Origin of the sequence: Streptomyces sp. RKAG293 (assembly GCF_023701745.1) — a bacterium.
In the GTDB taxonomy this organism is placed as follows: Bacteria; Actinomycetota; Actinomycetes; order Streptomycetales; family Streptomycetaceae; genus Actinacidiphila.
In genome coordinates, this window is record NZ_JAJOZB010000001.1 from 2209393 (window position 1) to 2234952 (window position 25560).

At 71.1% G+C, this 25560-nt stretch carries 27 protein-coding genes; 6 read left to right on the top strand and 21 right to left on the bottom strand.

Annotated features, from left to right (window positions below; all coding sequences use genetic code 11):
* Positions 1-70: 70 nt before the first annotated feature.
* Positions 71-718 carry a GNAT family N-acetyltransferase gene (locus tag LNW72_RS09670; protein WP_250975030.1) on the bottom strand — a complete coding sequence of 216 codons (648 nt, stop codon included), beginning with the start codon at positions 716-718 and terminating at the stop codon, positions 71-73.
* Positions 719-904: 186 nt separating this feature from the next.
* On the opposite strand from LNW72_RS09670, the gene LNW72_RS09675 reads away from it, so the two are divergent.
* Positions 905-1696 carry a class I SAM-dependent methyltransferase gene (locus LNW72_RS09675; RefSeq protein ID WP_187144809.1) on the top strand — a complete coding sequence of 264 codons (792 nt, stop codon included), beginning with the start codon at positions 905-907 and terminating at the stop codon, positions 1694-1696.
* 63 nt (positions 1697-1759) lie between these two features.
* Here the strand turns inward: LNW72_RS09675 and LNW72_RS09680 are convergent, their stop codons facing one another.
* From LNW72_RS09680 to LNW72_RS09695, 4 genes are all read right to left on the bottom strand, one after another.
* A complete protein-coding gene (locus tag LNW72_RS09680) occupies positions 1760-2599 on the bottom strand; it encodes a MetQ/NlpA family ABC transporter substrate-binding protein (RefSeq protein ID WP_250975031.1) in 840 nt (279 codons plus the stop codon).
* 53 nt (positions 2600-2652) lie between these two features.
* Positions 2653-3384 (bottom strand): methionine ABC transporter permease, encoded by a 732-nt coding sequence (locus LNW72_RS09685; protein ID WP_250975032.1) that lies wholly within the window; start codon positions 3382-3384, stop codon positions 2653-2655.
* Entirely contained in the window at positions 3381-4454 is a 1074-nt protein-coding gene (locus tag LNW72_RS09690; protein WP_285369462.1) for a methionine ABC transporter ATP-binding protein, read from the bottom strand. The genes LNW72_RS09685 and LNW72_RS09690 overlap by 4 nt, the downstream gene beginning before the upstream one ends.
* Before the next feature lie 272 nt (positions 4455-4726).
* Entirely contained in the window at positions 4727-5371 is a 645-nt protein-coding gene (locus LNW72_RS09695; protein WP_250975034.1) for an HAD-IA family hydrolase, read from the bottom strand.
* Positions 5372-5453: 82 nt separating this feature from the next.
* On the opposite strand from LNW72_RS09695, the gene LNW72_RS09700 reads away from it, so the two are divergent.
* Positions 5454-5825 carry a hypothetical protein gene (locus tag LNW72_RS09700; RefSeq protein ID WP_250975035.1) on the top strand — a complete coding sequence of 124 codons (372 nt, stop codon included), beginning with the start codon at positions 5454-5456 and terminating at the stop codon, positions 5823-5825.
* Entirely contained in the window at positions 5818-6276 is a 459-nt protein-coding gene (locus LNW72_RS09705; RefSeq protein WP_374117195.1) for a hypothetical protein, read from the top strand. The genes LNW72_RS09700 and LNW72_RS09705 overlap by 8 nt, the downstream gene beginning before the upstream one ends.
* Positions 6277-6286: 10 nt before the next feature.
* Here the strand turns inward: LNW72_RS09705 and LNW72_RS09710 are convergent, their stop codons facing one another.
* The 3 genes from LNW72_RS09710 to LNW72_RS09720 form a co-directional block, all read right to left on the bottom strand.
* Positions 6287-6793: a GNAT family N-acetyltransferase gene (locus LNW72_RS09710; protein WP_250975036.1), complete on the bottom strand. Its 507-nt coding sequence runs from the start codon at positions 6791-6793 to the stop codon at positions 6287-6289.
* Between the two features lie 203 nt (positions 6794-6996).
* Entirely contained in the window at positions 6997-7521 is a 525-nt protein-coding gene (locus LNW72_RS09715; RefSeq protein ID WP_250975037.1) for a sigma-70 family RNA polymerase sigma factor, read from the bottom strand.
* A gap of 89 nt (positions 7522-7610) precedes the next feature.
* The gene (locus LNW72_RS09720) at positions 7611-8792 is read right to left on the bottom strand and encodes a glycerophosphodiester phosphodiesterase (protein WP_250975038.1); all 1182 of its coding nucleotides are present in this window, start codon (positions 8790-8792) and stop codon (positions 7611-7613) included.
* 267 nt (positions 8793-9059) lie between these two features.
* Here LNW72_RS09720 and LNW72_RS09725 point away from each other — a divergent pair, with 267 nt between their 5' ends.
* Positions 9060-9728 (top strand): lysophospholipid acyltransferase family protein, encoded by a 669-nt coding sequence (locus LNW72_RS09725; RefSeq protein ID WP_250975039.1) that lies wholly within the window; start codon positions 9060-9062, stop codon positions 9726-9728.
* A 31-nt stretch (positions 9729-9759) separates the two neighbouring features.
* Here the strand turns inward: LNW72_RS09725 and LNW72_RS09730 are convergent, their stop codons facing one another.
* The 8 genes from LNW72_RS09730 to argC form a co-directional block, all read right to left on the bottom strand.
* Entirely contained in the window at positions 9760-11316 is a 1557-nt protein-coding gene (locus LNW72_RS09730; RefSeq protein ID WP_250975040.1) for an MFS transporter, read from the bottom strand.
* A complete protein-coding gene (locus LNW72_RS09735) occupies positions 11313-11861 on the bottom strand; it encodes a TetR/AcrR family transcriptional regulator (RefSeq protein WP_250975041.1) in 549 nt (182 codons plus the stop codon). The genes LNW72_RS09730 and LNW72_RS09735 overlap by 4 nt, the downstream gene beginning before the upstream one ends.
* Positions 11862-11958: 97 nt before the next feature.
* A complete protein-coding gene (gene argH / locus LNW72_RS09740; RefSeq protein WP_250975042.1) occupies positions 11959-13383 on the bottom strand; it encodes an argininosuccinate lyase in 1425 nt (474 codons plus the stop codon).
* Positions 13384-13578: 195 nt separating this feature from the next.
* Positions 13579-14112: an arginine repressor gene (locus LNW72_RS09745; protein ID WP_138352687.1), complete on the bottom strand. Its 534-nt coding sequence runs from the start codon at positions 14110-14112 to the stop codon at positions 13579-13581.
* Complete coding sequence (locus LNW72_RS09750; RefSeq protein ID WP_250975043.1) at positions 14109-15311, bottom strand: acetylornithine transaminase; 1203 nt, start codon at positions 15309-15311, stop codon at positions 14109-14111. The genes LNW72_RS09745 and LNW72_RS09750 overlap by 4 nt, the downstream gene beginning before the upstream one ends.
* Positions 15308-16216, bottom strand: a complete 909-nt coding sequence (gene argB / locus LNW72_RS09755) for an acetylglutamate kinase (RefSeq protein ID WP_250975044.1) — start codon at positions 16214-16216, stop codon at positions 15308-15310. The genes LNW72_RS09750 and argB overlap by 4 nt, the downstream gene beginning before the upstream one ends.
* Positions 16213-17364 carry a bifunctional glutamate N-acetyltransferase/amino-acid acetyltransferase ArgJ gene (gene argJ, locus LNW72_RS09760; protein ID WP_250975045.1) on the bottom strand — a complete coding sequence of 384 codons (1152 nt, stop codon included), beginning with the start codon at positions 17362-17364 and terminating at the stop codon, positions 16213-16215. The genes argB and argJ overlap by 4 nt, the downstream gene beginning before the upstream one ends.
* The gene (gene argC / locus LNW72_RS09765) at positions 17361-18389 is read right to left on the bottom strand and encodes an N-acetyl-gamma-glutamyl-phosphate reductase (RefSeq protein ID WP_250975046.1); all 1029 of its coding nucleotides are present in this window, start codon (positions 18387-18389) and stop codon (positions 17361-17363) included. Before argC ends, argJ begins: the two co-directional genes overlap by 4 nt.
* A gap of 101 nt (positions 18390-18490) precedes the next feature.
* On the opposite strand from argC, the gene LNW72_RS09770 reads away from it, so the two are divergent.
* Positions 18491-19105 carry a YdeI family protein gene (locus tag LNW72_RS09770; protein ID WP_250975047.1) on the top strand — a complete coding sequence of 205 codons (615 nt, stop codon included), beginning with the start codon at positions 18491-18493 and terminating at the stop codon, positions 19103-19105.
* Here LNW72_RS09770 and LNW72_RS09775 read toward each other — a convergent pair.
* Positions 19087-20001, bottom strand: coding sequence for a DMT family transporter (locus LNW72_RS09775; protein ID WP_250980080.1), 915 nt, complete (start codon positions 19999-20001; stop codon positions 19087-19089). The two genes, LNW72_RS09770 and LNW72_RS09775, sit on opposite strands and share 19 nt — an antisense overlap.
* A 152-nt stretch (positions 20002-20153) precedes the next feature.
* On the opposite strand from LNW72_RS09775, the gene LNW72_RS09780 reads away from it, so the two are divergent.
* On the top strand, positions 20154-21050 hold the full coding sequence (locus LNW72_RS09780) for a LysR family transcriptional regulator (protein ID WP_250975048.1): 897 nt from the start codon (positions 20154-20156) through the stop codon (positions 21048-21050).
* 20 nt (positions 21051-21070) lie between these two features.
* Here the strand turns inward: LNW72_RS09780 and LNW72_RS09785 are convergent, their stop codons facing one another.
* The 4 genes from LNW72_RS09785 to LNW72_RS09800 form a co-directional block, all read right to left on the bottom strand.
* Positions 21071-22240 carry a methyltransferase gene (locus LNW72_RS09785; RefSeq protein ID WP_250975049.1) on the bottom strand — a complete coding sequence of 390 codons (1170 nt, stop codon included), beginning with the start codon at positions 22238-22240 and terminating at the stop codon, positions 21071-21073.
* A 123-nt stretch (positions 22241-22363) separates the two neighbouring features.
* A complete protein-coding gene (locus LNW72_RS09790) occupies positions 22364-22795 on the bottom strand; it encodes a GNAT family N-acetyltransferase (RefSeq protein ID WP_250980081.1) in 432 nt (143 codons plus the stop codon).
* A gap of 559 nt (positions 22796-23354) precedes the next feature.
* Positions 23355-24089 carry a hypothetical protein gene (locus LNW72_RS09795; RefSeq protein ID WP_250975050.1) on the bottom strand — a complete coding sequence of 245 codons (735 nt, stop codon included), beginning with the start codon at positions 24087-24089 and terminating at the stop codon, positions 23355-23357.
* Positions 24090-24199: 110 nt separating this feature from the next.
* On the bottom strand, positions 24200-25459 hold the full coding sequence (locus LNW72_RS09800; protein ID WP_250975051.1) for a family 10 glycosylhydrolase: 1260 nt from the start codon (positions 25457-25459) through the stop codon (positions 24200-24202).
* Between the last annotated feature and the right edge of the window lie 101 nt (positions 25460-25560).

Consider the following 25560-nt stretch of genomic DNA (forward strand, 5'->3'; position numbering starts at 1 on the left):
CCCGGGGAAGCACAGTACCCCGGGGCCCGATCTTGACCGGACGACGGCACCGACGGCACCTGCAGGGTCGTTACTCCCAGTCGGCGAAGGCGACGTACCCCTCGTCCCCCGAGCCCCGGCCGTGCGGTACGTCCAGGTCCTCCGGGAGCAGGCTCCACACGATCAGGTCGGTCCTGATCTCCGCCCACCGGCCGCCCGGGTCCTCCTCCGGCCGGCTGCGCACTATGCCGGCGTTGCGCAGCACGCCCTCGCTGATGCAGCCGATCTTCTGGGCGACCTGCTGGGAGGCGGTGTTGTCGGCGGCGATCCGCAGTTCGAGGCGCTCGAACTTCTGGTCGTCGAAGAGCCACTGGGTGACGGCGAGCACCGACTCGGAGGCGTAGCCCTCACCGCGCGCCCAGGGAGCGGTCATGTAGCCGATCTCACTGCTGCGGATGCGCCAGTCGGTGTTCTGCAGATGGACGGTGCCGACCAGCCGCTGGGTGAGGAACTCGGTGACGGCGAAGACGATGCCGCGGCCCTCGGTGCGTTCCGCGGGGGCGATCCGGGTGGCGAAGGCGCGGGCGTCGTCCTCGGTGTACGGCTGGGCGACGGAGGTCCAGGCGGTGACCAGCTCATCGTTCATCATCTCCGCGAGGGCGGGGATGTCGGCTTCCTCGTAGGGGCGCAGCACCAGCCGCTCCGTACTGATGGAGATGTCCGGAAAGGTGGAGGTCATTCGCTGCTCCGTAACCAGGGCATGTGTGGAGAGCACAGCATGCAGCATCGGCCGCGACATTCGCAGAGCGGGCTCGCAGAACGGTTCGCGGGAGGGGTGATCCGCGAACGCCCTTCCAGGGTAGGCCGTATGACGGCCGGGGCGGGTATCGGCCGTCGCCATCCGACCCTGCTAGCGTCTGGCCGCGTGACATTGCACCACGCAGCAGGAGTCGGATCCCAGCGGGCCGCGGGTTTGTACGAGCGCTCCCGCCCCTCGTACCCCATGGCCGCGCTCGCCGCGCTGGCGGACGCCCTGCCGCTGCAGGCGGGGCGGACGGCGGTCGATCTCGGAGCGGGCACAGGCAAGTTCACCCGGCTGCTGGCGCTGACCGGGGCCGAGGTGCTGGCCGTGGAGCCGGTGCCGGAGATGCGCGAACGGCTGGCCGCGCTGCTGCCCGGTGTGGTGGTGACGGCGGGCACGGCGGAGGCGACGGGGCTGCCGGACGGCTGCGCGGACGCGGTCGTGGCGGCGCAGTCCTGGCACTGGTTCCAGGAGACGGACGCGCTCGACGAGGTGGAGCGGCTGCTGCGGCCGGGCGGCGCGCTCGCCCTGGTGTGGAACACGTACGACACGTCGGTGCCGTGGGTGCGCGACTTCCAGGACATCTTCTTCCGGCTGGCGCCGCGCGATCTGCCGAGCCCGCCGCTGGCGTCCGGCATCGGGGATCCGGACAACCGGTGGCGCAGGTCCTTCGAGGGGCGGCCGGGCTGGGGCCGGGTGCACGAGCGGCACTGGCCCAACCCGCATTCGACGACCGTCGAGGACGTCGTCGAGCGGATGATGTCGTCCAGCCACATCGCGGTGCTGGACGCGGCCGAGCAGGAGCGGGTGCGGGCCGATCTGGAGTCGCTGCTCGGGGCGCACGAGCCGACCCGGCGCGGCGGCGACATCGAGATGCCGTACATGACGGACGTGTACTGGGTGCGGCGCAGGTAACGGGCTGCGACGCGGCGCACCCCGGCCGCCTGGTCGGGCGGCCGGGGTGCGGGGGCGCGGGTGTCAGGCGGCGGGCTTGCCGAACGCCGGGATGACCGAGCCGTGGTACTTGGTCTCGATGAACTTCCGGACCTCGTCGGAGTTGAGCAGCTTGACGAGCTTCACGACCCGCGGGTCGTTCTGCTTGCCGTCCTTGACCGCCAGGAAGTTGGCGTAGGGGTTGCCCTCGGCCTTCTCCAGGGCGAGCGTGCCCTTGGCCGGGTCGAGCTTGGCGCCGAGCGCCACATTGCCGTTGATGACGGCGGCGGCCACGTCGGGCAGCTGGCTGGGCAGCAGCTCCGCCTTCGCGTCCTTGAACTTCAGGCCCTTGCTGTCGGCGATGTCCTGGAGGCTGGCGTTGGCGCCGACACCGGGCTTGAGCGTGATCAGGCCCTTGGAGGCGATCAGCTGCAGCGCGCGGCCCTGGTTGGTCGTGTCGCTGGGCACGGCGATGGTGTCGCCGGCCTTGATGTCGGCGAGCGTCTTCGCCTTGCCCGGGTAGAGGCCGAGCGGTTCGAGCTCGACGTTCACGACCGGGACGATGTGCGTCTTGTTCTTGGCGTTGAAGTCGTCGAGGTACGGCTTGTGCTGGAAGAAGTTGGCGCCGACCTCGCCGTTCTCGGTGGCGGTGTTCGGTATGACGTAGTCGTCGAACTCCTTCACCTCGAGCTTCAGTCCGGCCTTCTCCGCCAGGTTGTCCTTGACGAACTTCAGGATGTCGGCGTGCGGCACGGGGCTCGCGGCGACGACCAGCGCGTCGTTCTCGCCGTCCTTCTGGGTCGGGTTGGAGGCGCAGGCGCTCAGGCCCAGAGCGAGGGCTCCGGCGGCCAGCACAGCAGTGGTGATCTTGGTGGTGTTACGCACGAAAAGTGCCTCTTTCTCAGTGGATGGTACGAGCCGGAGGGAAGCCCGGCGGGTCAGGAGGTCTCGGTGGTCTCCGCGACGCGGGCGGCGCGCAGCAGGCGGAGCCCGGGGGCGCCGGAGGTGCGGGCGCCGCGCCGGGCCAGCGCCCGGGCGGTCAGGTCGCCGGCCAGCTGGACGGCGGTGACCAGCGCGATCAGCAGCACGATCGTGGCGACCATGACCTTGTTCTCGAAGCGCTGGTAGCCGTAGGTCCACGCGAGGTTGCCCAGGCCGCCGGCGGAGATCGTGCCGGCCATCGCCGAGTAGCCGACGAGGGCGATGACGGTGGTGGTGAGGCCGGAGACCAGCGACGGCAGCGACTCGGGCAGCAGCGCCTTGACGACCACGGTGCGGGTGTTGCCGCCCATCGCGTGGACCGCCTCGACGAGTCCGGGGTCGACCTCGCGGATCGAGGTCTCCACCAGCCGCGCGAAGAACGGGATCGCGCCGACGGACAGCATGACGACCGCGGCGTTGAGCCCGAACGCCGCGCCGACGAGCCAGCGGGTGAAGGGGATCAGCGCGACCATCAGGATGATGAACGGCAGCGACCGCGTGATGTTCACGACGACGCCGATGACCTTGTTCAGCACCACGTTCTGCAGCAGGCCGCCCCGGCTCGTGAGAACCAGGAGCACGCCCAGCGGCAGGCCGACCGCGGCCGTGATCACGGTGGACCAGCCCACCATGTAGAGGGTTTCCCAACAGGCCGTCGTGAGCAGCGGCTGTATTTCGGCCCAGGTCATTTCACGGTCTCCTTCACGCGTGCGGCGGCGGCGGTCCGTGCCACCTCGACCTGGATGCCCTGCTCGCGCAGGAAGCCGATCGGTACGACGTTGTCCTCGAAGGGACCGGGCAGTTCGATGCGCATCCGGCCGATCTGCCGGCCGGCGATGGTCTCCATGGCCGCGCCCAGGATCGACACGTCCACGTTGTAGGTGCGCGCCAGCTGGGAGATGACCGGCTCGGTCGCGCTCTCGCCGTGGAAGGTGAGGTCGATGACGGTGCGGTCGGGTCCCGACGGTTCGCCGCCGACCGGGAACAGCTCGTGCGCGAGCTCGGAGCCGGGGGTGGCGAGCAGCTCGGCGACGGTGCCGGCCTCCACGACCCGGCCGTTCTTCATCAGCGCGGCCGAGTCGCAGATCGCCTTGACGACGTCCATCTCGTGCGTGATGAGCAGAACGGTCAGCCCCAGCTGCTGGTTGAGGTCGCGCAGCAGCTGGAGGATGGAGCGGGTGGTCTCCGGGTCGAGCGCCGAGGTGGCCTCGTCGGAGAGCAGCACCTTGGGGTCGCCGGCCAGTGCACGGGCGATGCCGACGCGCTGCTTCTGGCCGCCGGACAGCTGCGCGGGGTAGGCGCGGGCCTTGTCGGCGAGGCCGACCAGGTCCAGGAGTTCGAGGGCCTTGCGGGAGCGCTCCTTGCCGGAGACGCCGAGGATCTCCAGCGGCAGCTCGACGTTGCCCTGCACAGTGCGCGAGGCGAGCAGGTTGAAGTGCTGGAAGACCATGCCGATGCCGCTGCGGGCGGCGCGCAGCGCGGCACCCGCCCGGTCGGTCCGGCCGCCGAGCGCGGTCAGGTCCTGCCCGGCGACCTCGACGGTGCCGGAAGTGGGGCGCTCGAGGAGGTTGACGCAGCGGATGAGGGTGGACTTGCCGGCGCCGCTCTGTCCGACGACGCCGTAGACCTCGCCCTCGCGGACATGCAGATCGACGCCGTCCAGGGCGGTGATCTCGCGGTCACGCGAGTGGTAGACCTTTCTCAGGTCCGTGGTGGTGATCACAGGGGTATCCGTCACTGTCGAGTGCGCGGCAGACATAGCGCCGCACAGGGGGCATTCTTCTCGGATCGCGGCACGGATCGGCCCGTCAGGGGCCAAGCGGGGATCAGCGGCAAGAAGAGGCTGCTGGAAGTTGTGACGCGGGCCTTGGGCCTCGGCTAGTCACACATTCGACACATACAACGAACACCGGGCGTGGTCGCCTCGGTCGCGCGGCAGCGGCTGTTCGTCGTGGTCATGAGATCCAGTAAAGCAGACCTGCCGGTCGCGTCCCGCATTCCGGGCAGGTCGTTCACTATGCGGACAACCGCTCATCCAGCGGTGGTGATCTCCAGGCCCGCGTCCGTGACCTGCACCGATACCGCGGACAGGTCCGGGACCACCACATCGGCGTCCAGCTCCACGGCAGCGTGGGTTGTGGCCAAGGCCACGGTCCGCATCCCGGCGGCGCGGCCCGCGGTGAGCCCGGCGGGAGCGTCCTCGAAGACGGTGCAGTCCTCCGGGCGCACCCCCAGTTTCCGGGCCGCCAGCAGGAAGGGCTCCGGGTCCGGCTTGCCGTGCGTCACGTCGTCGGCGCTGATCAGCAGGGGCGGGTCGATCGCGGCAGCGGCAAGCCGGGCGGCGCCCAGCCGGCCGGTGGCGGAGGTGACGACCGCCCAGCGGCCGGCCGGCAGCGAGCCGAGCAGCGCGAGGGTGCCGGGCAGGACCACCACGCCGTCGGCGTCGGCCAGCTCCAGCTCCTCGATCCGGCGCACCGCCGCCGCGACCCGCTCCTCGGGCAGCAGGTCCCGGATGATGGCCACCGCGGTCCGGCCGTGCAGTTGCACCGCCGCGAACGCCTCGGCCGTCACCCGCTCCTCCCGCGCCCAGCGGCTCCAGCAGCGGACCACCGAGTCCATGGAGGAGACGAGCGTCCCGTCGTTGTCGAACAGCAGAGCCTGCGTGGTGATCTTCATATCCGGCCACCCTACGCCGGGCTCGTGGGGGCTCCTGGATCCCGCCGGACCCGGCCCATTTGACCCGTAATAGAGTCGCGGCATGCTCGACGCAGTCACCATCACGGTCTCGGTCGCGGCGCTGCTGCTCGCGGCGTGGTGCGGCTTCGCCGCCTTCCGCGACCAGCCGACCAAGGACTGGCACTTCATCGGCATGGCCGTGGTCACGGTGCTCGCGCTGGTTCAGCTGGTGATCGCCCTGGTGAAGCTCTCGCGCGGCGAGAAGCCGGACCAGGGAACGTTGATCTTCGTCTCCTACCTGGTCGGCGCCGCCTGCACGATCCCGGCGGCCGCCTTCATGTCGCTGACCGAACGCACCCGCTGGGGATCGGCGATCGTCGCCGCGGGCGGAGTGATCCTCGCCGTGCTCGAAGTACGGCTTTTCGACATCTGGGGAGGCGGCGGCAGTGTCTGAGCCCGCACACGAGGCATCCGGGGCACCGGCCGCACACGAGGACGGGGCCGGGGCCGGGCGGATCGGCCGGGGTCCCGGGCGGCTGCTGCTCTCGCTCTACGGGGTGTTCACCGTCGCGGCGGTGTCGCGCTCGCTGGTGCAGATGATCACGAAGTTCCATGACGCGCCGCTCGCGTACGTGCTGTCGGCGGTCGCCGGGCTCGTCTACGCGGTGATCACCGTCGCGCTGTGGCGCGGCGGCGAGGCGGCCCGCAGGGTGGCGCTGGTGTGCTGCTCGGCCGAACTGGCCGGCGTGCTCGCGGTGGGCACCTTCACCCTCGTGGACCCGTCCGCGTTCCCCGACGCGACCGTGTGGTCGGACTTCGGGATCGGCTATCTCTTCCTGCCGATGCTGCTGCCCGTCGCCGGGCTGTTGTGGCTGCGCAGGTCGGCGCGGCCACAACAGCCGTGACGGAAACCGGTCAGGCGCTGGCGGCGAACGTCTGCGGCGGCGCGTCCTTCTCCATGGTCACCAGGCTCAGCCGCCGGGTGATCGGCTCGGCGTCGCCCACCTGCTCGTACCCCAGCTTGCGGTAGAGCCGCAGGTTCAGGTCGCTGCGGTGCCCGGTGTACAGCCGGTACCGCTTCGCCTCGCTCTCGGCGGACAGCCGCTCCTCGACGGCGTGCAGCAGCCGGCCGCCGAGGCCGTGCCGCTGCATACGGGGATGGACGATCAACTTGGCGATCCGCGCGGTGCCGTCGACGTCGACGACTCCGCGTACCGAGCCGACGACCTCGTCGCCGAGCCGGGCGACCAGGACGCACCCCTCAGCCAGCTCGGCGCGCAGCGCCTCGAAGGTCTGGGTGAGCGGTTCTATGGTGTAGTCGCCGTAGAGCTCCGCCTCGCTCTGATAGCAGAGGTACTGGAGTTTGAGGATCTTCTCGGCGTCGTTTGGATCCGCCGTAGAGATGGTCACGCTCATGCCCATGTGCGCAGGCCTCCCCTTCGAGTCCGCCCGGGCTGATGAGGGTGTGATGCGCGCCCGGGACGTGTGCCTGACCGGAGTTGGTACGGGTGTGCGCCGTCTCCGTGGCGCTGATGATCGCACAAACGCCCCGGCGCGGTAGATGCCTCGCAATACCCGCATCCGGCCGCGCTCGAACGCGCCAGGAACGCCTTGTCGCCGACTGTTTACCGTGCCTTACCCCGTCTTACCGGGGATGCAACCCCAGATTTCAGGATCGAGCGCAGGCAGCCGAGACAGCGTGAGCGCAATGGGCCGATACTGCCCTGTGAGATTCCCAACTCCCGGGAGATTTCCTGGTATGTGGGGTCGGAACGGGACATCAGCGCACCAACCACCTGCGGGCAGCGTCCCGGCAGCCGCTGGACGGCGGCGTGCACGGCCGCCCGCTGTTCGGCACCGAGCACCTGTTCCTCGACGGACGGCCCGCGGTCGGCCGCCGGGTCGCGGCCCGGGGTGTACCGGAGCTCACGGCGGACCCGGCGGGCGGCCTCGCGCACCTCGCGCCGTACCGCGGCGCGGAGCCAGCGGGCGGGATCGGCCGGCGGTACGGCCAGTTCGAGCATCCTCAGCCAGACCGCCTGTTCGAGGTCGGCGGCCTCGATGCCGCCGGGCACCTCTTCGGCGGCCGCCTCGGCGGCGATCAGGGGGCGCAACCGGGTCAGTTCGTCCTCGCGCAGCGACATCGTCATGATCGCCGGGACGACGCGGCCGCGCCCGGCGGTTGCCGGACGCGGCCGTCTTCACCCGTCAGAGTGGATCATCCGCCCGAAGGGCCCGATCAGGACTTCAGGAAGTCCTGGCGGGCGAGGAGCGCGGTGTCGGCGTTGTCGGAGAAGATCCCGTCGATGCCCTGCTCGAAGTACTTCTTGAACGCGCCGAAGGCGTCACCGTAGGCGTTCGGGTCGGTGCCCCGGCGGAAGTCGGCGGGCAGGAAGGTGTTCTCGTTGCGCATCGTGTACGGGTGCAGGATCAGCCCGGCGGCGTGCGCGTCGCGCACCAGCGTGGTCGGGGTGCCGAGCTTTCCGGTGGCGTCGACGGGAATGATCAGCAGCAGCGTCGGCCCGATGCCCCGGGCGAAGTGCGCGATCCACCGCAGTCCCGCGGGGGTGACGAGGTCGGCGACGGTGCGCGGGTCGCCCGCCTCGACGAAGTCGTACGGGCGGGAGGTGAGGTCGGAGAGCAGGAAGATCTTGGGGGCGGCGATACCGAGCGCGCCCAGCCGCTGCAGGCTGCTCGACTCGAAGGACTCCAGGAACTGCGGGGAGTCCTTGCGGTCACGGCCGTAGCGGCGCAGCAGCCTGGCCAGCCGCTCCTCCAGGCCGAGGCCGAGCTTGCGGAAGTACGTGGGGTGCTTGGTCTCGGTGTGCAGCCACACCGGACGGCCCCGCTTGCGGCCCTGCTCCTCGGCCCACTGGAGCACCTCCTCGAAGGTGGGGATCTCCCAGCGGCCGTCGTAGAGGGTGTTGCGCTGCCGGTTGGCCGGCAGTCGCTCCACGGCGCGCAGCGTCTTCAGCTCGGCGAGGGTGAAGTCCTCGGTGAACCAGCCGGTGGTGGCGGTGCCGTCGATGGTCTTGGTGGTCCTGCGGCTCGCGAACTCGGGGTGCTTCGAGACGTCCGTGGTGCCGCCGATCTCGGGCTCGTGCCGGCAGACCAGATGGCCGTCCTTGGTGGGCACGAGGTCCTGCTCGATGACGTCCGCGCCGATGTCCAGGGCGTACTGGTAGGAGCCGAAGGTGTGCTCGGGGCGGTAGCCGCTGGAGCCGCGGTGCCCGATGACGGTCGGCACCGGCAGCTTGGACGAGCCGTGTCCGCCATGGCGGGCCGCCGTGTCCGTGGCCGGCGTATCCGAAGCGGCCGCCGTCCCCGGCAGGGCGAACACCGCACCACCTGCGCCCAGGGCCGCCGCCGCGCCGAGGACGGCCCGGCGGGCCGGTCCTGATCCCTGCTGGTCGTGCGTCATGAGCTCTCCCCTGTCTCCGGTGACTGCGGCCGAACGCCCGTGCGGCACCTGCCGGTCGACCCGCGCATCGTAGGCGCGTACATCTTTCGTACGAGCCACGACAGGCGAAACATGCGCGGAACGTACGTCAACACTGCGTAGCAAGTGTGTGAACCCGACGTGCGCTGACCAGGCGAACGGAAGTATCGTCCTCATCTGTAGGGGGTGTGCGCCAGTGGGCGTGCGCCCCTGGTCTGCGATCCACCGATCCCCTGCCCGGAGGGCCCGTTGTTCCGTTTCCTGATCAATACGCTGCTCGTACCGCTCCTCCGCGTGCTGTACCGCCCGCGTGTCGAGGGAATAGAGAACATCCCCGCGACCGGACCCGTCATCCTGGCGGGCAACCACCTGGCCTTCTCGGACTCACCGTTCATGACCCTGGTGGCCCCGCGCCCGGTCTTCTTCCTCGGCAAGGACGAGTACGTGACCGGCCGCGGCATCAAGGGCCGCGCGAAGGCCGCGTTCTTCACCACCGTCGGCATGATCCCGGTGGACCGGGACGGCGCCCGCGGCGGCGCGGCGGCGCTGATGACCGGCCGCCGGGTGCTGGAGGACGGCCAGATCTTCGGCATCCACCCGGAGGGCACCCGCTCCCCCGACGGCCGGCTGTACCGGGGCCGTACGGGTGTCGCCCGGCTCGCCCTGATGACCGGCGCGGTCGTCGTGCCCTGCGCGCTGATCGGCACCGAGCGCGTCCAGCCGGCCGGCAAGAAGCTGCCGCGCATCCACCGGGTGACCATCCGCTTCGGCGCGCCCCTCGACTTCTCCCGCTACGAGGGCATGGACCGCGACCGCTATGTGCTGCGGGCCATCACCGACGAGGTGATGAGCGACGTCATGCGGCTGTCGGGCCAGGAGTACGTCGACATGTACGCCACCAAGGCCAAGGCCGCCTGACCCACGGCGCCGAGGCGCCCCGCCCCGCCCCTCAGTGGTGGGCGGAGCGGGCCGTCTCCAGCTTGGTGTGGCGCAGCATCCGCCAGGCCCACACGGACGCGCCGAGCAGCACGACCGCGCCGACCAGGGCCGCGATGCGCAGCCCGTCGGTGAACGAGGCCTGTGCCGCCGTGAGCAGCGTCTCCGCGCTCTCGCCGGGCAGTGTGCCCGCCACCTCGACGGCGCCCGCCAGGGAGTCCTTGGCCTGCGCCGCGCCGTCCGCCGACAGCCCGGCGGGCAGCGTCAGGTTGGAGTAGACGCCGGTGACGATGGAGCCGAGCAGCGCGATGCCGAGGGCCGCGCCGAGTTCGTAGGCCGTCTCGGACACCGCCGCCGAGGCACCGGCCTCCTCCTCGGGGACGCTGGAGAGGATCACGTCGGCGGTGACGGTGAACGAGAAGCCCGCGCCCACACCGACGATCAGCAGCACGGCGAAGAGCAGCGGGTAGCCCGTGTCCGGGGTGAGCCCGAACAGTCCGGCCAGCGCCAGACCGCTGGCGCCCAGCCCGCCCGCGACGACCAGCCGCACGGAGAACCGGCGGGCGGCCATGCCCGCGCACAGCCCGGCCCCCACCGCGCCGACCATGGCCGGAAGTTCGGCGAGACCCGCCTCCAGCGGCGAGCGCCCCTGCACCATCTGCAGGAACTGCGACAGGAAGAAGATCAGCCCGGACAGGCCCAGCACGGTGAGCAGATCGGCCAGCACCGAGGCGGAGAAGCCCCGGTTGCGGAACAGCCGCATGTCCAGCAGCGGTGCGGGCAGCGTGTACTGCCGCCGGACGAAGGCGTAGAGGCAGGCCATACCCACCGCGCCCGCGACGAAGGCGGCGGGCTTCGCCCCGTGCGCCGCGATCTCCTTGATGGCGTACACGACACCGAACATGCCGACGAGCGACAGCGCGACGCTGACCAGGTCCCAGGGGCCCGGGTCGGGGTTCTTGGACTCCGGCAGCAGTTTGTAGCCGACGACCAGCAGCACCGCCATGACCGGCAGGTTGATCAGGAAGACCGAACCCCACCAGAAGTGCTCCAGCAGGATGCCGCCGACGACCGGCCCCACGGCGGCGCCGGCCGTCGAGGCCGCGCCCCACACACCGATCGCGAAGCTGCGCTCGCGCGGGTCGGTGAAGAGGTTGCGGATCAGCGCGAGGGTGGACGGCATGAGGGTGGCGCCGGCCACGCCCATCAGGGCGCGGGCGAGGATGAGCATCTCGGGGGTGTGCGCGTACGCGGCCAGCACCGACAGCCCGCCGAACGCGGCGGAGCCGATGAGCAGCAGCTTCTTGCGGCCGACGCGGTCACCGAGGCTGCCCATCGAGACCAGCAGCCCGGCGATGACGAAGGAGTAGATGTCGCCGATCCACAGCACCTGCGTCGAGGACGGCTCCAGGTCCTCGGTCAGGAACGGCATCGCCAGCCCGAGCACCGTCGCGTCGACGGCGACGAGCAGCAGCGCCAGCGTCAGGATGCCGAGCGCGAGCCAGCGGGAGGGGTGCGGGGGCGTCGGGGGCACGGGGGCGGTGGGCTTGTGCAGGGCGTCACGGGTCATGACGCGCTCCGCAGCATCCCGCCGAGCATCAGCTCGGAGACCATACGGGCGGAATCGTTCCGTGCCATACGTCCATCCTGGACGCACCAGGCCGAGGCCGCGATCAGGGCGTACAGCGCCTCGCCCAGCCAGGTCGGTGCCAGGTCGTACCGGAACAGCCCCTGCTCCTGGCCGCGCCGGAACAGCGCGCTGACCCGCTCGTCCACCCGCGCCCAGCCCTCGTTGACCTCCGGCAGGTCGTACAGCTGGTTCTCGCCGTAGAGGAAGGCCAGGAAGCCGGAGACGGGCATGGCCTCGTCGATCAGCCGGCGGACCGCTTCGACCGGGTCGCCCTCCTCTATGCGGGCGGCGTCCAGCCGCTCGTCCATCTGCGCGATCCCGAGCAGGCCGAGGGCCCGGACGAGGGCGTCGCGGCCGGGGAAGTGCCGGTGGAGGGTGGCGCGGCTGATTCCGGCCGCCTTGGCGATCTCGTCCATGGACGCGGTCGCCCGGCGGCTCAGCAGGGCCGCGGCGTCGCGCAGCACCTGTTCACGATCGAAACTCATGAGACGAATATAGCGCGCATGAGACACTCGTGTCTCATATTAAGCCCGCAGAACAGGCGGAGCGCCGGACCGTGGCGGCCCGGCGCTCCGCCCGGTGTCAGCGTTCGGCCAGCGCCCAGGCCAGCTGTACGGCCACGTCCTGCTTGACCTCGGCCAGTTGCTCGGCCACCCGGACCGGCGCCGTGCCGCCCCGCCCGTCACGGGAGGCGAGCGCGCCCTTGACGTTGAGAACGGTGCGGACCTCGGGCGTCAGATGGGGTGAGATCTTGGCGAACTGTTCGTCCGTCAGCCCGTCCAGCTCGATGCCGTCCGCCTCGCAGACCTTGACGCACTCCCCCGCGACCTCGTGCGCGACCCGGAACGGGACGCCCTGCTTGACCAGCCACTCGGCGATGTCGGTGGCGAGGGAGAAGCCGGCCGGCGCCAGTTCCTCCATCCGCGCGGTGTTGACCGTGAGGGTGGCCATCATGCCGGTGAAGGCCGGCAGCAGGACCTCAAGGGTGTCGCAGGAGTCGAAGACCGGCTCCTTGTCCTCCTGCAGATCGCGGTTGTACGCGAGCGGCAGGGCCTTCAGCGTCGCCAGCAGACCGGTCAGATTGCCGATGAGCCGGCCGGACTTGCCGCGCGCCAGCTCGGCGATGTCCGGGTTCTTCTTCTGCGGCATGATCGACGAGCCGGTGGAGAAGGCGTCGTGGAGGGTGACGAAGGAGAACTCCTTCGTGTTCCAGATGATGATCTCCTCGGCGATCCTCGACAGGTCGATCCCGATCATCGCGGTGATGAACGCGAACTCCGCGACGAAGTCGCGCGAGGCCGTGCCGTCGATGGAGTTGGCCACCGAGCCGCGCTCGAAGCCGAGTTCGGCGGCGACCGCCACCGGGTCGAGACCGAGCGAGGAGCCCGCGAGCGCGCCGGAGCCGTACGGGGAGACGGCCGTCCGGTCGTCCCACTGCCGCAGCCGCTCGGCGTCCCGGCTCAGCGCCTGCACATGCGCCAGGACGTGGTGGGCGAAGAGCACCGGCTGGGCGTGCTGCAGATGCGTACGGCCCGGCATGGCGACGTCCGCGTGCGTCTCGGCGAGACCGACCAGCGCCTCCTGCAGCTCGGCGATCAGGCCGCCGATGATCCGCGCGTGGTCGCGCAGATACATCCGGAAGAGGGTGGCGATCTGGTCGTTGCGGGACCGGCCGGCCCGCAGCTTGCCGCCCAGGTCCGCGCCGATCCGCTCCAGCAGGCCGCGCTCCAGCGCGGTGTGCACGTCCTCGTCGGCGATGGTGCCGGTGATGGTGCCCGCCTCGACATCGGCCGCGAGCCGGTCGAGCCCGGCCAGCATCCGCCCCAGCTCGTCATCGGTGAGCAGCCCGGCCTTGTGCAGGGCGCGGGCGTGGGCGCGGGAGCCGGCGATGTCGTAGGGGGCCAGCCGCCAGTCGAAGTGGACCGACGCCGAAAGCTTGGCCAGGGCCTCCGCCGGGCCGTCCGCGAACCGGCCGCCCCAGAGCCTGACATCGCCGTTGCTGCTCACCGCTGCTCCTCGAAGGTGTCGCGTGGATCGTCGCCTGGTGACGACCGCACTGACTGGCATAAGTATGCATTGCTCTGCATGGTTCGTCAAAAGACCTTCCGGCGGGTTCCGCCGCCCCGGAAACGCCGAAGGGCCCCCGCGAACGGGGGCCTTCCGGGTGGCTTCGGCGAAACGGGCCAGGTCGTACGGCGCCGTTCAGTTCTGCCGGTGGTCGCCCGCCGCGAGCCGGAGCAGGTGGTCGGCCAGCGCCTGGCCGCCCGCCGCGTCGCGGCTGATCAGCATGAGGGTGTCGTCACCCGCGATGGTGCCCAGGATGTCGTGCACCTCGGCCTGGTCGATCGCGGAGGCCAGGAACTGGGCCGCGCCCGGCGGGGTGCGCAGCACGACCAGGTTGGCGGACGCCTCCGCCGAGATGAGCAGCTCACCGGCCAGCCGGGCCATCCGCTCCTCCTTGACCGACTCCCCCAGCGGCGCCTGCGGGGTGCGGAAGCCGCCCTCGGACGGCACCGCGTAGATCAGCTCACCGCCGGAGTTGCGGATCTTGACCGCGCCCAGTTCGTCCAGGTCCCGCGAGAGCGTCGCCTGCGTGACGCTCAGCCCGTCGTCGGAGAGCATCTTCGCCAGCTGGCTCTGCGACCGCACCGGCTGCCGGTTGAGGATGTCCACGATCCGCCGGTGGCGTGCGGTGCGGGTCTGCGGTACGGCCTGGCCGTGCTGCGCCTCGGTCATCGTCGCCCTTCTCCGGATCGTTGGTCACGGTGCACCGCGTCGAGGACGGCGGGCAGAGCCTGGAGGAACACCTCCACCTCGTCGTCACCGAGGATCAGCGGAGGAGCGAGCCGTACCGTGTCGGGTACGGCGGCGTTCACCAGGAGTCCGGCGTCCTGAGCCGCCTGCTGCACCTGTGGTGCGAGCGGCTCCGTGAGAACGATACCCAGCAGGAGCCCCGCACCGCGCACATGATCGACCAGCGGGTGCCCGAGCGCCTCGATCCCGTGCCGCAGCCGGTCGCCCTGCCGCTTCACGTTGCCGAGGATCCCGTCGGCCGCGATGGTGTCCAGTACGGCGAGCGCGGCGGCGCAGGAGACCGGGTTCCCGCCGAAGGTGGTGCCGTGCTGACCCGGTGTCAGCAGGTCGGCCGCCGCACCGAAGGCGATCGTCGCCCCGATCGGCAGACCGCCGCCGAGACCCTTGGCGAGGGTGACGACATCGGGCTCGACGCCGTGCGCCTGGTGCTCGAACCAGTGGCCGGTCCGGCCGATGCCGGTCTGCACCTCGTCCAGGACCAGCAGGGTGCCGGTGGCGGCGGTGATCTCCCGGGCCGCCCGCAGATAGCCGGCGGGCGGTACGACGACGCCGTTCTCGCCCTGGATGGGCTCGATGATCACCAGCGCGGTGCCGGTGGTGACGGCGGCGCGCAGTGCGTCCGCGTCGCCGAACGGCACATGGGTCACCTCACCGGGCAGCGGGTGGAAGGCCTCCTGCTTCTTCGGCTGGCCGGTGAGCGCGAGGGCGCCCATCGTCCGGCCGTGGAAGGCGCCGGAGGTGGCGACCATGTGCGTACGGCCGGTCAGCCGGCCGATCTTGAAGGCGGCTTCCACCGCCTCCGCGCCGGAGTTGGAGAAGAAGACCCGGCCCGGCCGGCCGAAGAGTTCCAGCAGCCGTTCCGCGACGGCCACCGGGGGCTCGGCGATGAAGAGGTTCGACACATGGCCGAGCGTGCCGATCTGCTCGGAGACCGCCCGGACCACGGCCGGATGGCCGGTGCCGAGGGAGTTGACCGCGATACCGCCGACGAAGTCGAGATAGACCTTGCCGTCGGCGTCCCAGAACTTCGCTCCCTCGCCGCGGACCAGCGGGACGCGCGGCGTCCCGTAGTTGTCCATCAGCGAGCCCTGCCAGCGCCGCGTCAGTTCCGCGTTGCTCATGACCCGTCCCCCTGCCCGTCCGGCACGATCATCGTGCCGATGCCGTCGTCCGTGAACACCTCGAGGAGCATCGAGTGCGGCACCCGGCCGTCGATGATCCGTGCGCTGCCGACGCCGTTGCGCACCGCGTGCAGACAGCCCTCCATCTTGGGCACCATGCCACTGGCCAGCGAGGGCAGCAGTTTCTCCAGCTCGCTCGCGGTGAGCTGACTGATCACGTCCTCGCTGGACGGCCAGTCGGCGTACAGCCCCTCGACGTCGGTGAGGACCACGAGCACCTCGGCGTCCAGCGCCGAGGCGAGCGCGGCGGCGGCGGTGTCCGCGTTGATGTTGTAGACATGGCCGTCCTCGCCGCGGGCGATGGACGAGACGACGGGGATCCGGCCGTCGTCCAGCAGCGCCTGGATCGCGCCCGGGTCGACATGGGTGATCTCGCCGACGAAGCCGATGTCCACCTGCTCCCCGTCGACGACCGCGTGCCGTTTGACGGCGGTCATGGTGTGCGCGTCCTCGCCGGTCATCCCGACGGCGAACGGGCCGTGCTCGTTGAGCAGTCCGACCAGCTGCCGCTGGACCTGGCCGGCGAGCACCATCCGGACGACGTCCATCGTCTCGGGGGTGGTCACCCGCAGTCCCGCGGTGAAGGACGACGCGATGCCGAGCCGGTCGAGCTGCGCGCTGATCTGCGGGCCGCCGCCGTGCACGACGACGGGCTTGAGGCCGGCGTGCCGCAGGAAGACGACGTCCTGGGCGAAGGCCGCCTTCAGCTCCTCGTCGACCATGGCGTTGCCGCCGAACTTGATGACGACGGTCTTGCCGTTGAAGCGGGTGAGCCACGGCAGTGCCTCGATGAGGATGCGGGCCTTGGGCAGCGCGGTGTGGTTGCGCGCGGTGGGGTTGGTCATGAGCTGTACGCGCTGTTCTCGTGCACGTAGTCCGCCGTCAGGTCGTTGGTCCAGATGGTGGCGGCGGCGCCGCCCGCGTTCAGGTCGGCGGTGATGACGACCTCGCGGTACCGCATGTCGACCAGGTCGCGGTCCTCGCCGACCGAGCCGTCCTTGCAGACCCAGACGCCGTTGATGGCCACGTTCAGCCGGTCCGGCTCGAAGGCGGCGCCGGTCGTGCCGATCGCGGACAGCACCCGGCCCCAGTTGGGGTCCTCGCCGTGGATGGCGCACTTGAGGAGGTTGTTGCGGGCGATGGAGCGGCCCACCTCGACGGCGTCGTCCTCGGTCGCGGCGTTGATCACCTCGACCTTGATGTCCTTGGACGCGCCCTCGGCGTCACCGATCAGCTGACGGGCCAGGTCGGCGCAGACCCGCTCGACGGCGGCGGCGAAGTCGTCGTAGGCGGGGACGGTGCCGGAGGCGCCGGAGGCGAGCAGCAGCACGGTGTCGTTGGTCGACATGCAGCCGTCGGAGTCGGCCCGGTCGAAGGTGGTGCGGGTGGCGGCGCGCAGCGCGGTGTCGAGGGTGCCGGCGTCCAGGTCGGCGTCGGTGGTGAGCACCACCAGCATGGTGGCCAGGCCCGGTGCGAGCATGCCCGCGCCCTTGGCCATCCCGCCGACGGTCCAGCCGTCCTTCTCGACGACGGCCGTCTTGTGCACCGAGTCGGTGGTCTTGATCGCGATGGCGGCCTTCTCACCGCCGTGCGCGGAGAGTTCGGCCGCGGCCTTCCCGATCCCCGGCAGCAGCTTGTCCATCGGGAGGCGCAGCCCGATCAGTCCGGTCGACGCGACCGCGATCTCGCCCGCGTTCTGGCCGAGGACCTCCGCGACCTTCTCAGCGGTCGCGTGCGTGTCCTGGAAGCCGAGCGGCCCCGTGCAGGCGTTCGCGCCACCGGAGTTGAGGACGACGGCGGACACCAGTCCGCCCTTGACGACCTGCTCGGACCAGACGACGGGCGCGGCCTTCACACGGTTGGAGGTGAAGACACCCGCGGCGGCCAGGCGCGGCCCGTTGTTGACCACGAGGGCCAGGTCGGGGTTGCCGCTGTCCTTGATCCCGGCGGCGATGCCCGCGGCCGTGAATCCCTGTGCTGCCGTGACGCTCACGGTGCCACTCCTGTCGTGGAAAGTCCCATGTCCTCGGGAAGTCCGAGGGCCACGTTCATGCTCTGCACCGCGCCGCCCGCGGTGCCCTTCGTCAGATTGTCGATCGCGCTGATGGCGATGATGCGGCCGGCCGCCGCGTCGTACGCGACCTGCAGCTGTACGGCGTTGGAACCGAGTACGGCGCCGGTCGACGGCCACTGCCCCTCGGGCAGCAGGTACACGAACGGCTCGTCCGCGAAGGCCTTCTCGTACACGGCGCGGACCGCGTCGGCGGTGACCCCCGCCTTCGCCCGCACACTGCAGGTGGCGAGGATGCCGCGCGGCATCGGTACGAGGGTCGGGGTGAACGAGACGCCGACCGGCTCCCCGGCCACGGCCGACAGGTTCTGGATCATCTCGGGGGTGTGCCGGTGCCCGCCCCCGACGCCGTACGGGGTGACGGATCCCATGACCTCGCTGCCGAGCAGGTGCGGCTTCAGGGCCTTGCCCGCGCCGGACGTGCCGGAAGCGGCGACGATCACGGCCTCGGGCTCGGCGAGCCCGGCCGCGTACGCCGGGAAGAGCGCCAGCGAGACACTGGTCGGGAAGCAGCCGGGCACCGCGATGCGCTTCGAGCCCCGCAGCGCGACCCGCGCCCCGGGCAGCTCGGGCAGCCCGTACGGCCAGGTCCCGGCGTGCGGGGAGCCGTAGAACTTCTCCCAGTCCGCGGCATCGCGCAGCCGGAAGTCGGCGCCGCAGTCGACGATCAGCACACCGTCGCCGAGCTGCTCGGCCACCGCCGCGGACTGTCCGTGCGGCAGCGCGAGAAAGACCACGTCATGCCCGGCCAGCACCTCGGCCGACGTCGGCTCGAGTACGCGTCCGGCCAGCGGCAGCAGATGCGGCTGCAGTGCGCCCAGTCGCTGTCCCGCGTTGGAGTTGCCGGTGAGCGCACCGATCTCGATCTCCGGGTGCCCCAGGAGCAGCCGCAGGATCTCACCCCCCGCGTAACCACTCGCCCCTGCCACCGCTGCCCGCAAAGCCATCGAACCCTCCTCGTCAATGGCATGACTATACGTTCCACCGAAGCTTTATGCAAAGATCCGGACTCCAGGCCCCACGCAGCGCCCGGCGATAGCCTGGCCGCGTGGACGAGCTCGACGGAGTGGAGATCATCGCCTTCGCGGACGGCGGGGCGTTCGAGGGCTGGCTGGCCCGGCACTTCGGGCGCCATGAGGGCGTGTGGATCAAGATGGCCAAGAAGAACTCCGGCATCCCGAGCGTCACCTCCGACGAGCTGGTCGACATCGGGCTCTGCTACGGCTGGATCTCCGGGCAGCGGCGCTCTCTCGACGAGCGGCACTATCTGCAGAAGTACGTGCCGCGCCGGCCGAGGAGTCTGTGGTCGCGGGTGAACGTGGAGAAGGTCGAGATGCTGACCGCGGCGGGGCGGATGCGGGAACCCGGGCTGGCCGAGGTGCTCGCGGCGCGGGAGGACGGCCGGTGGGCCGCGGCCTACGCGTCGCAGCGGACGGCGGCCGTGCCGCCCGACCTCGCGGCGGCGCTCGACGCGAACCCGGCGGCGGGGAGGGCGTTCGAGGCGCTCGACAGGACCGGGCGCTATCTGACGATCTTGCCGCTCCTCCAGGCACTCACACCGGAGACCAGGCAGGCCCGGCTCGACAAGGCCCTGCGCCTGCTGGTGGACGGCGAAGCCCCCGGAGGATCGCCCCGCCCGGCCGGCTACCGACGGACGGACTGAGCGGCCGCTTCGCACAGCCGGCTGTCCGCCCCCGCACCCGCGCCATCGCGCGTGCGCGCCGGCCTGCGGGTCATGCCGACGCCGACGAGGACCACGGCCATGCCCGCGACGGTCCTGAGGCCGACGTGCTCGTGGAGCACGATCGCGCCCAGCGCCACCGAGACCACCGGCAGCAGGTATCCGACGGTGGCGGCGTTGGTGGCGCCCTCGTCCGCGATGAGCCGGTAGGTGAGGTGGAAGGTGATGCCGGTGGCGAAGATCCCCAGGACGACGACGGCCGACAGGGCCGCGGGACCCGGGTGTACGGGCGCCAGGCCGCCGATCGGCAGGGCCAGCGCGCTGAGTCCCGTCGCCGCGATGAGCTGGGACGCGGAGAGCGCGATGGTGGCGGTGCCCTTCCCGACGAGATGGCGCCCCATGTAGGCGAACGCGACGGCGTAGCTCGCCGCCGCCCCGAGGATGGCGGCGGAACCCCAGCTGACGAGTCCGGCCTGGCCCCACGGGGCGAAGATCAGCAGGGTGCCCGCGAATCCGAGGAGGAGGCCGCCCAGCCGGGCGGGGTGGAGCCGGCGTTCCGTGCCGAGGGTGAGGCCGATCAGCAGGGACCACAGCGGGGTGGTGGCGTTCAGGACCCCGGCCACGCCGGAGTCGACCGTCTGCTCCCCGACGCTGAACAACGCGAACGGCAGGGCGTTGCAGAAGAAGGCGGCCACGACGACATGACCCCAGGTCGCGCGGTCGCGGGGCAGCCGGCGGCGCGTCGAGAAGCACAGGACCAGCAGCACCAGGGAGCCCAGCGCGCAGCGGGTGAAGGTCACTTGAGCGGGCGACAGGCCGTCCAGGGCCAGCTTGATCCACAGGAACGTCGATCCCCACAGCAGGGCGAGGACACCCATCCGCACCAACGCCATCGGGCCGGATCCACCACTGCCGTCGTTGCTCACGTGCTGTCTCCCTGTTCGGCTTTCCGTCTCCGGTGATCACCGTGCCCCGAGTCGATACGACAGGACAAGAGAAAAGAGTTGCATGCACCATTAAGCTCTCCTACATGCTCGATGTGAGACGGATGCAGGTACTGCGGGCGGTCGTCACCAGTGGTTCGGTGACCGCGGCGGCGGCGAATCTGGGGTACACCCCCTCCGCCGTCAGCCAGCAGGTGGCGGCACTGGAGAAGCAGGCGGGAACGGCGCTGCTCGAACGCTTCGGCCGGGGTGTCCGGCCGACGGCGGCCGGACTGCTGCTCACCGAGCACGCGGCCGTGATCAGCAGGAACGTCGCCGAGGCGGAGACGGCGCTGGCCGACCTCCGGGCCGGCCGCACCGGGCAGCTGTCCGTCCGCTACTTCGCCACGGCGGGCGCGACGCTGGTCGCGCCCGCGCTGGCGCGGCTGCGCGACGAACATCCGGGCGTACGGATCGACCTCAAGCTGATCGACCCCGACGACCCCCTGCCCGAGGTGCAGCAGGGCCGGGCCGATCTGGCGATCGTGGTCCACCCGCGCGACCGGTCCAGCGCGGGCATCCGCCTCGTGCACCTGCTCGACGACCCGTACCGCGCCGTACTGCCCAAGGGGCACCGGCTCGCGGCGAAGAAGGTACTGGATCTGACCGACCTCGCCGACGAGCCCTGGGTCGGCAACGAATGGCCCGCGGGCCCCTGCCTCGAAACCGTCGTCGACGCCTGCGCCGCGGCCGGCTTCAGCCCGGACTTCGTGGTCGAGAGCGAGGACTACGCCACGGCGCAGGGATTCATCGCGGCCGGCCTCGGAGTCGGTCTGATGCCGACGCTCGGACTGGGCAACCGCCATCATCCCGGCATCGTCGTGCGCAAGGTCCGCGGACCGGAGCCGGTCCGGGCGATCTACGCCGCGGTACGCGAGACCTCGCCGGCGCAGCCCGCCCTGCTGGGCCTGATCGACGCCCTCCGGGACGCGGCGGCCCGCTGAGCGGCCGCGTCAGGCCGTGATCAGCGTTTCACCGCTCGCAGGATGACGAACTTCGGGTCGCTCGCGACGACCTCGCAGGTGCCGAAGAGCTTGCGCAGCTTCACGTGGTACCCGAGGTGCCGGTTGCCGATCACCCACAACTCGCCCCCGGCGCGCAGCGCTTCGCGCGATCCGGTGAACATGTTCCAGGCCGTGGTGTCGGTCGTCGCCTGGTGGCTGTGGAACGGCGGGTTGTTCAGCACCAGGTCCACCGAGCCGGCGGGGACGGACGAGAGGCCGTCGTCGACCAGGAACGCGGCCTTGGCGTCCGGTCCGGCGTTGGCCCGGAAGGTGGCCTCGGCCGAGGCCACCGCGGAGAAGGACTCGTCGATGAACGTCACGTCGGCGGCGGGGTTGGCCAGCGCCGCGGCCGTTCCGACCACGCCGTTGCCGCAGCCCAGGTCGACGACGCGCTCGGGGCCGTGGCGCTGCGGGAGGTTCCGCAGGAAGAACCGGGTGCCGATGTCGAGGCGTTCGGCGCAGAAGATGCCCGCGTGGTTGGTGACGGCCAGACCGGAGGCCGCGCCGACGTCGGCGGGCAGTTCGTACGTACGCGGCCACGGGCTGTCGGTGCGGACCGGCGCGGGGTCCGGCGTACTGAAGATCAGCCGGGCCTTCCTGGCGGCCAGCGACGTCCTGGTCGGGCCGATGAGCTCTTCGAACAGGGTGAGCGTCGAGGTGTGGATCTCGGTGACCATGCCCGTGCCGACGACGACGGTGCCCGCGTGCAGCCGCGGTGCGAGCCGGTGCAGCTGGTCCTCCAGGAGCGCGAGGCTCTTGGGCACCCGGACCAGCAGGACGTCGATGCGGTCCGGGACGGGGTCCATGGCCGAAAGCAGCCGTACCGCGCCGGGCTCGGCCCCGCTGCGCGCCAGGTTCGCCCGGGTCGCCTGCTGGGCGAGGAAGGAGTCGGTGATCTGCACGGGGCGGTGCGCGGCGAGCGCGGTGACCAGTGCGCCCCACCGGTCGCCCACCACGACGACGGTGCCGGAGAGGTCGACGGGCCGCGGCTCGCCGCCGTCCGGGGCGATGCCGTCCAGGTGCCGCAGCAGGTACTCGTCGGCGGCGTCCCAGGCACGGAGCCTGTCGCGGGGGTCCTCGGGGAAGCGGGTGAGGTCGTACGCACCCGATGACGTCGTCAAACGGTTCATTGTGCCCTCAGGCTAGCCGAGTCCCCCGGACGCCCGGGCCACGCCGCCGGGCGGGCACCGGGCAGCGGGACGGGCGGCGGACCGGGCGGCGGCAGGCGGCGGGGCGGATCGGGCGGCGGACCGCTACGGCTCCGGGACGCTGTCGGTGGTGAAGGTCCACGACAGCAGGGCGGTGGCCTCGTCGGTGTCCGCCCCGGTGGAGCGGTAGGTGGCCAGGGCGGCGGGGTTGTCGCGGTCGGTGAGCACCCACATCCCGTAGCAGCCGCGCTCGCGGGCGAGCGCGGCCAGGCCGGTGACCAGGGCGCGGCCGAGGCCGTGCCGCCGGTGCCCCTCGGCCACCCCGAGCTCGTAGAGGAACATCTCGGTCCCCTTGTCCGGGTGGGTCATCTCCACCCCGCTGACGAACCCGGCCGGCTCCACTCCCCGGTAGGCCACCAGCAGATGATGGCCCGGCTCGGCGAGGAACCGCGCCGCCCACTCCGGACGGGCCGGCCCGTCGAAGAGGGTCTCCGCGTCGATCACGTCCGCCGCCCGCGTCACCCGCCGGATGTCCAGCACCTTCGCCTCCCGGAGTACGGAACCACGTTTCCCCGCACGGTCCTGCCCGACGCGTACCCGCGCCCGTTCACCGTACCCAGCGGTTCCGGCCGTAGCCCGTGTACCGCTCGACGGGCCGTCACCGGCTGAGGGGTTGAGGACCACCCCCGGACATGGAGCGGGGCCCGAGAGCGTGTCCAGCTCCCGGGCCCCTGTTGATGCCACCCATATGCACACGCCGGCGCGATGGGGTGCGGATCAGTTTCACGTCGTCTTGTTCTGCCATTGAACTACCGCCGCAGGAAGGAGAGCGGCGGACCGGATTCGAACCGGCACCTGACGACCAAGCCCGCACCCGGGGGATCCGGCGATCGGCGGCGAATGCTGAGTCTGGAGCAAGAGTCTGAGATTGATCGCGGTCTGCCTCTGCCAGTTGGGCTACCCCGGCCGGTAGTGCCGGGAGAGGGACTCGAACCCCCACTGGAACCACGTCGTCACGACAAGCTTCAGGCTGAGCTTTGCGCTCCTCGCGCACCCTCCGCACACAGGCGGAGGGGGTCTGTTGTGGTGTGGTCGCCTACGGTCCGAAAAGGTACCCCAGTACGGCGTCGCCGACCCGCTGGTCGGTGACTTCCGCGCTGTTGGCCTCCTCGCGGGCGAACTTGACCGCGTTCTGCAGCTTCTCCACCCGCTCGAGCAGCTCGTTGACCCGCCGGGCCGGAAGGGCGCCGGAGAACTTGACGGTCGTCCAGTAACCGACCGGCACGTCCTCGTAGTACACGTCGACCTGGGCGGGGTGCTTCTCCGTCGCCTCGGCCTTGACGTGGTTGCGCGGCACCTTCTTCGTACGGATGGTGCGTACGGGCTCGGTCTTCCACGCGTCGCTCGACGGGTCGAGGTTCCACGACTCCGAGGCGTCGAGCACCGGCAGCTTGCGGATGAAGGTGTGCAGGTCCACCAGCTGCTTCTCCAGGAACAGCAGGTAGGACACCGGCACTTCCCGCACCAGGGCGCGGCCGTCGACCGTCACGTCGGCGCGGGCCTCGCAGTTCGCCCAGTCCTTGGTGGCGGTGACGTCGAAGAGCCGGGTGAGGGTGACCGTGGTCGTCCGCAGCACGTCCTCGGCCTTGATCTGGACCCGGGTCGACTCGGGGGGCAGCTGTTCGCCCTCCTCGTCCTTCGGCTGGTAGGTCCGGGAGAGCCCGGAGAGCAGAACGGGCTTCTGCAGGTCGTGATGGGAAGCGGTCAGTTCCTGATGGGACTTGGACTTGACGCCCTTCTCGACCGCGATGATCTGATTGAGTTTCGCCACACCATGACGCTAACAGGCGCGCACCCCTTGATCGAACGAATATCCGCCGGAGGACCCGCGGCAACCGCCGCGCACAGGAACGGGGTTGGCGGACCAGGGGTCCCGCCGCCTCAGTGCGGCGGGTGCGCGCAGCCTCCGTAGTGGTCGGCCACGACGCGGCTCATCGCTCCGAGCGGGTCGGCCACCACCTGGGTCGACGAGAAGAAGACGTTGCCGCGCACCTGCGGGAAGTCGCGGTCGAAGGTGAGGTGGCGGGAGAGCTCGGCGGGATCCTGCCAGGCCGCGGGCTGCCCGGCGACGCCCACCTTGTACAGCGCCTCGCCCACGTACAGCTCGACGTCCGTGCCGGAGACCACGTCCGCCCACCAGGGGACGAGCCGGGCGTAGTCGGCGGCCGGGAACCCGATGTTCCAGTACACCTGCGGAACGATGTAGTCGATCCACCCCTTCTTCACCCACCCGCGGGTGTCGGCGTGCAGATCGTCGTAGGTCTGGACGCCCGCCGTGGTGTCCGAGCCGAGCGGGTCGGTCGCCCGGTTGCGCCACACCCCGAAGGGGCTGATCCCGAAGCGGGTCCGCGGCCGGATCCGCTGGATGCGCACGGCGGTCTCCCGCACCAGCCGGTCGGTGTTGTCGCGCCGCCAGGCGGCCCGGTCCGGGAACCCGGAACCGAAGGCGGCGTACGCGGCATCGTCGTCGAAGACCTGCCCCGCCACCGGGTACGGATAGAAGTAGTCGTCCCAGTGCACCGCGTCGACCGGATAGCGCCGCACGGCGTCGAGCATCGCGTCCTGGACGAACCGCCGCACCTCCGGCAGCCCCGGGTTGTAGTACAGCTTCCCGCCGTACGGGACGACCCACTCGGGGTGCAGCCGGGCCGGGTGGGTCGGGGTGAGCAGGTTCGGGTCGGTGTTGTTGGCGATGCGGTACGGGTTGAACCAGGCGTGCAGCTCCAGGCCGCGCCGGTGCGCCTCGCGCACGGCCGTGCCGAGCGGGTCCCAGCCGGGGTCCTGGCCCTGGGTCCCGCTGAGGTACTGCGACCACGGCTCGTACGGCGACGCCCACAGCGCGTCCGCGGTGGGCCGGACCTGGAGGATCACCGCGTTGAGGCGGCGCTCGACGGCGGTGTCCAGCAGATCGAGCAGTTCCCGCCGCTGCTCCGCCGCCGGCAGACCGGGCGCGGAGGGCCAGTCCGTGTTGGCGACGGTCGCGATCCACATGCCGCGGAACTGGCGGGCGGGATGCTCCCGTTCCGCGTTCCGGACCCTGGCGGCCGCCGCCGCGGGTGTCCCGGTGGCGGCTGCCGCGGCCACCGCGCCGACGGTGCCGATGGCGCCCACGGCGAAGGTCCTGCGAGTGATGTGCCCCATCCGTGCCCCCTGATCGTCGGGTGCTGTCCCGCTGATGATGGTGCGGCCGGGGGGCTGGAGCAATCCTCCGCACGGGCGGAGTAACGTCGGAGCGGGCGGGC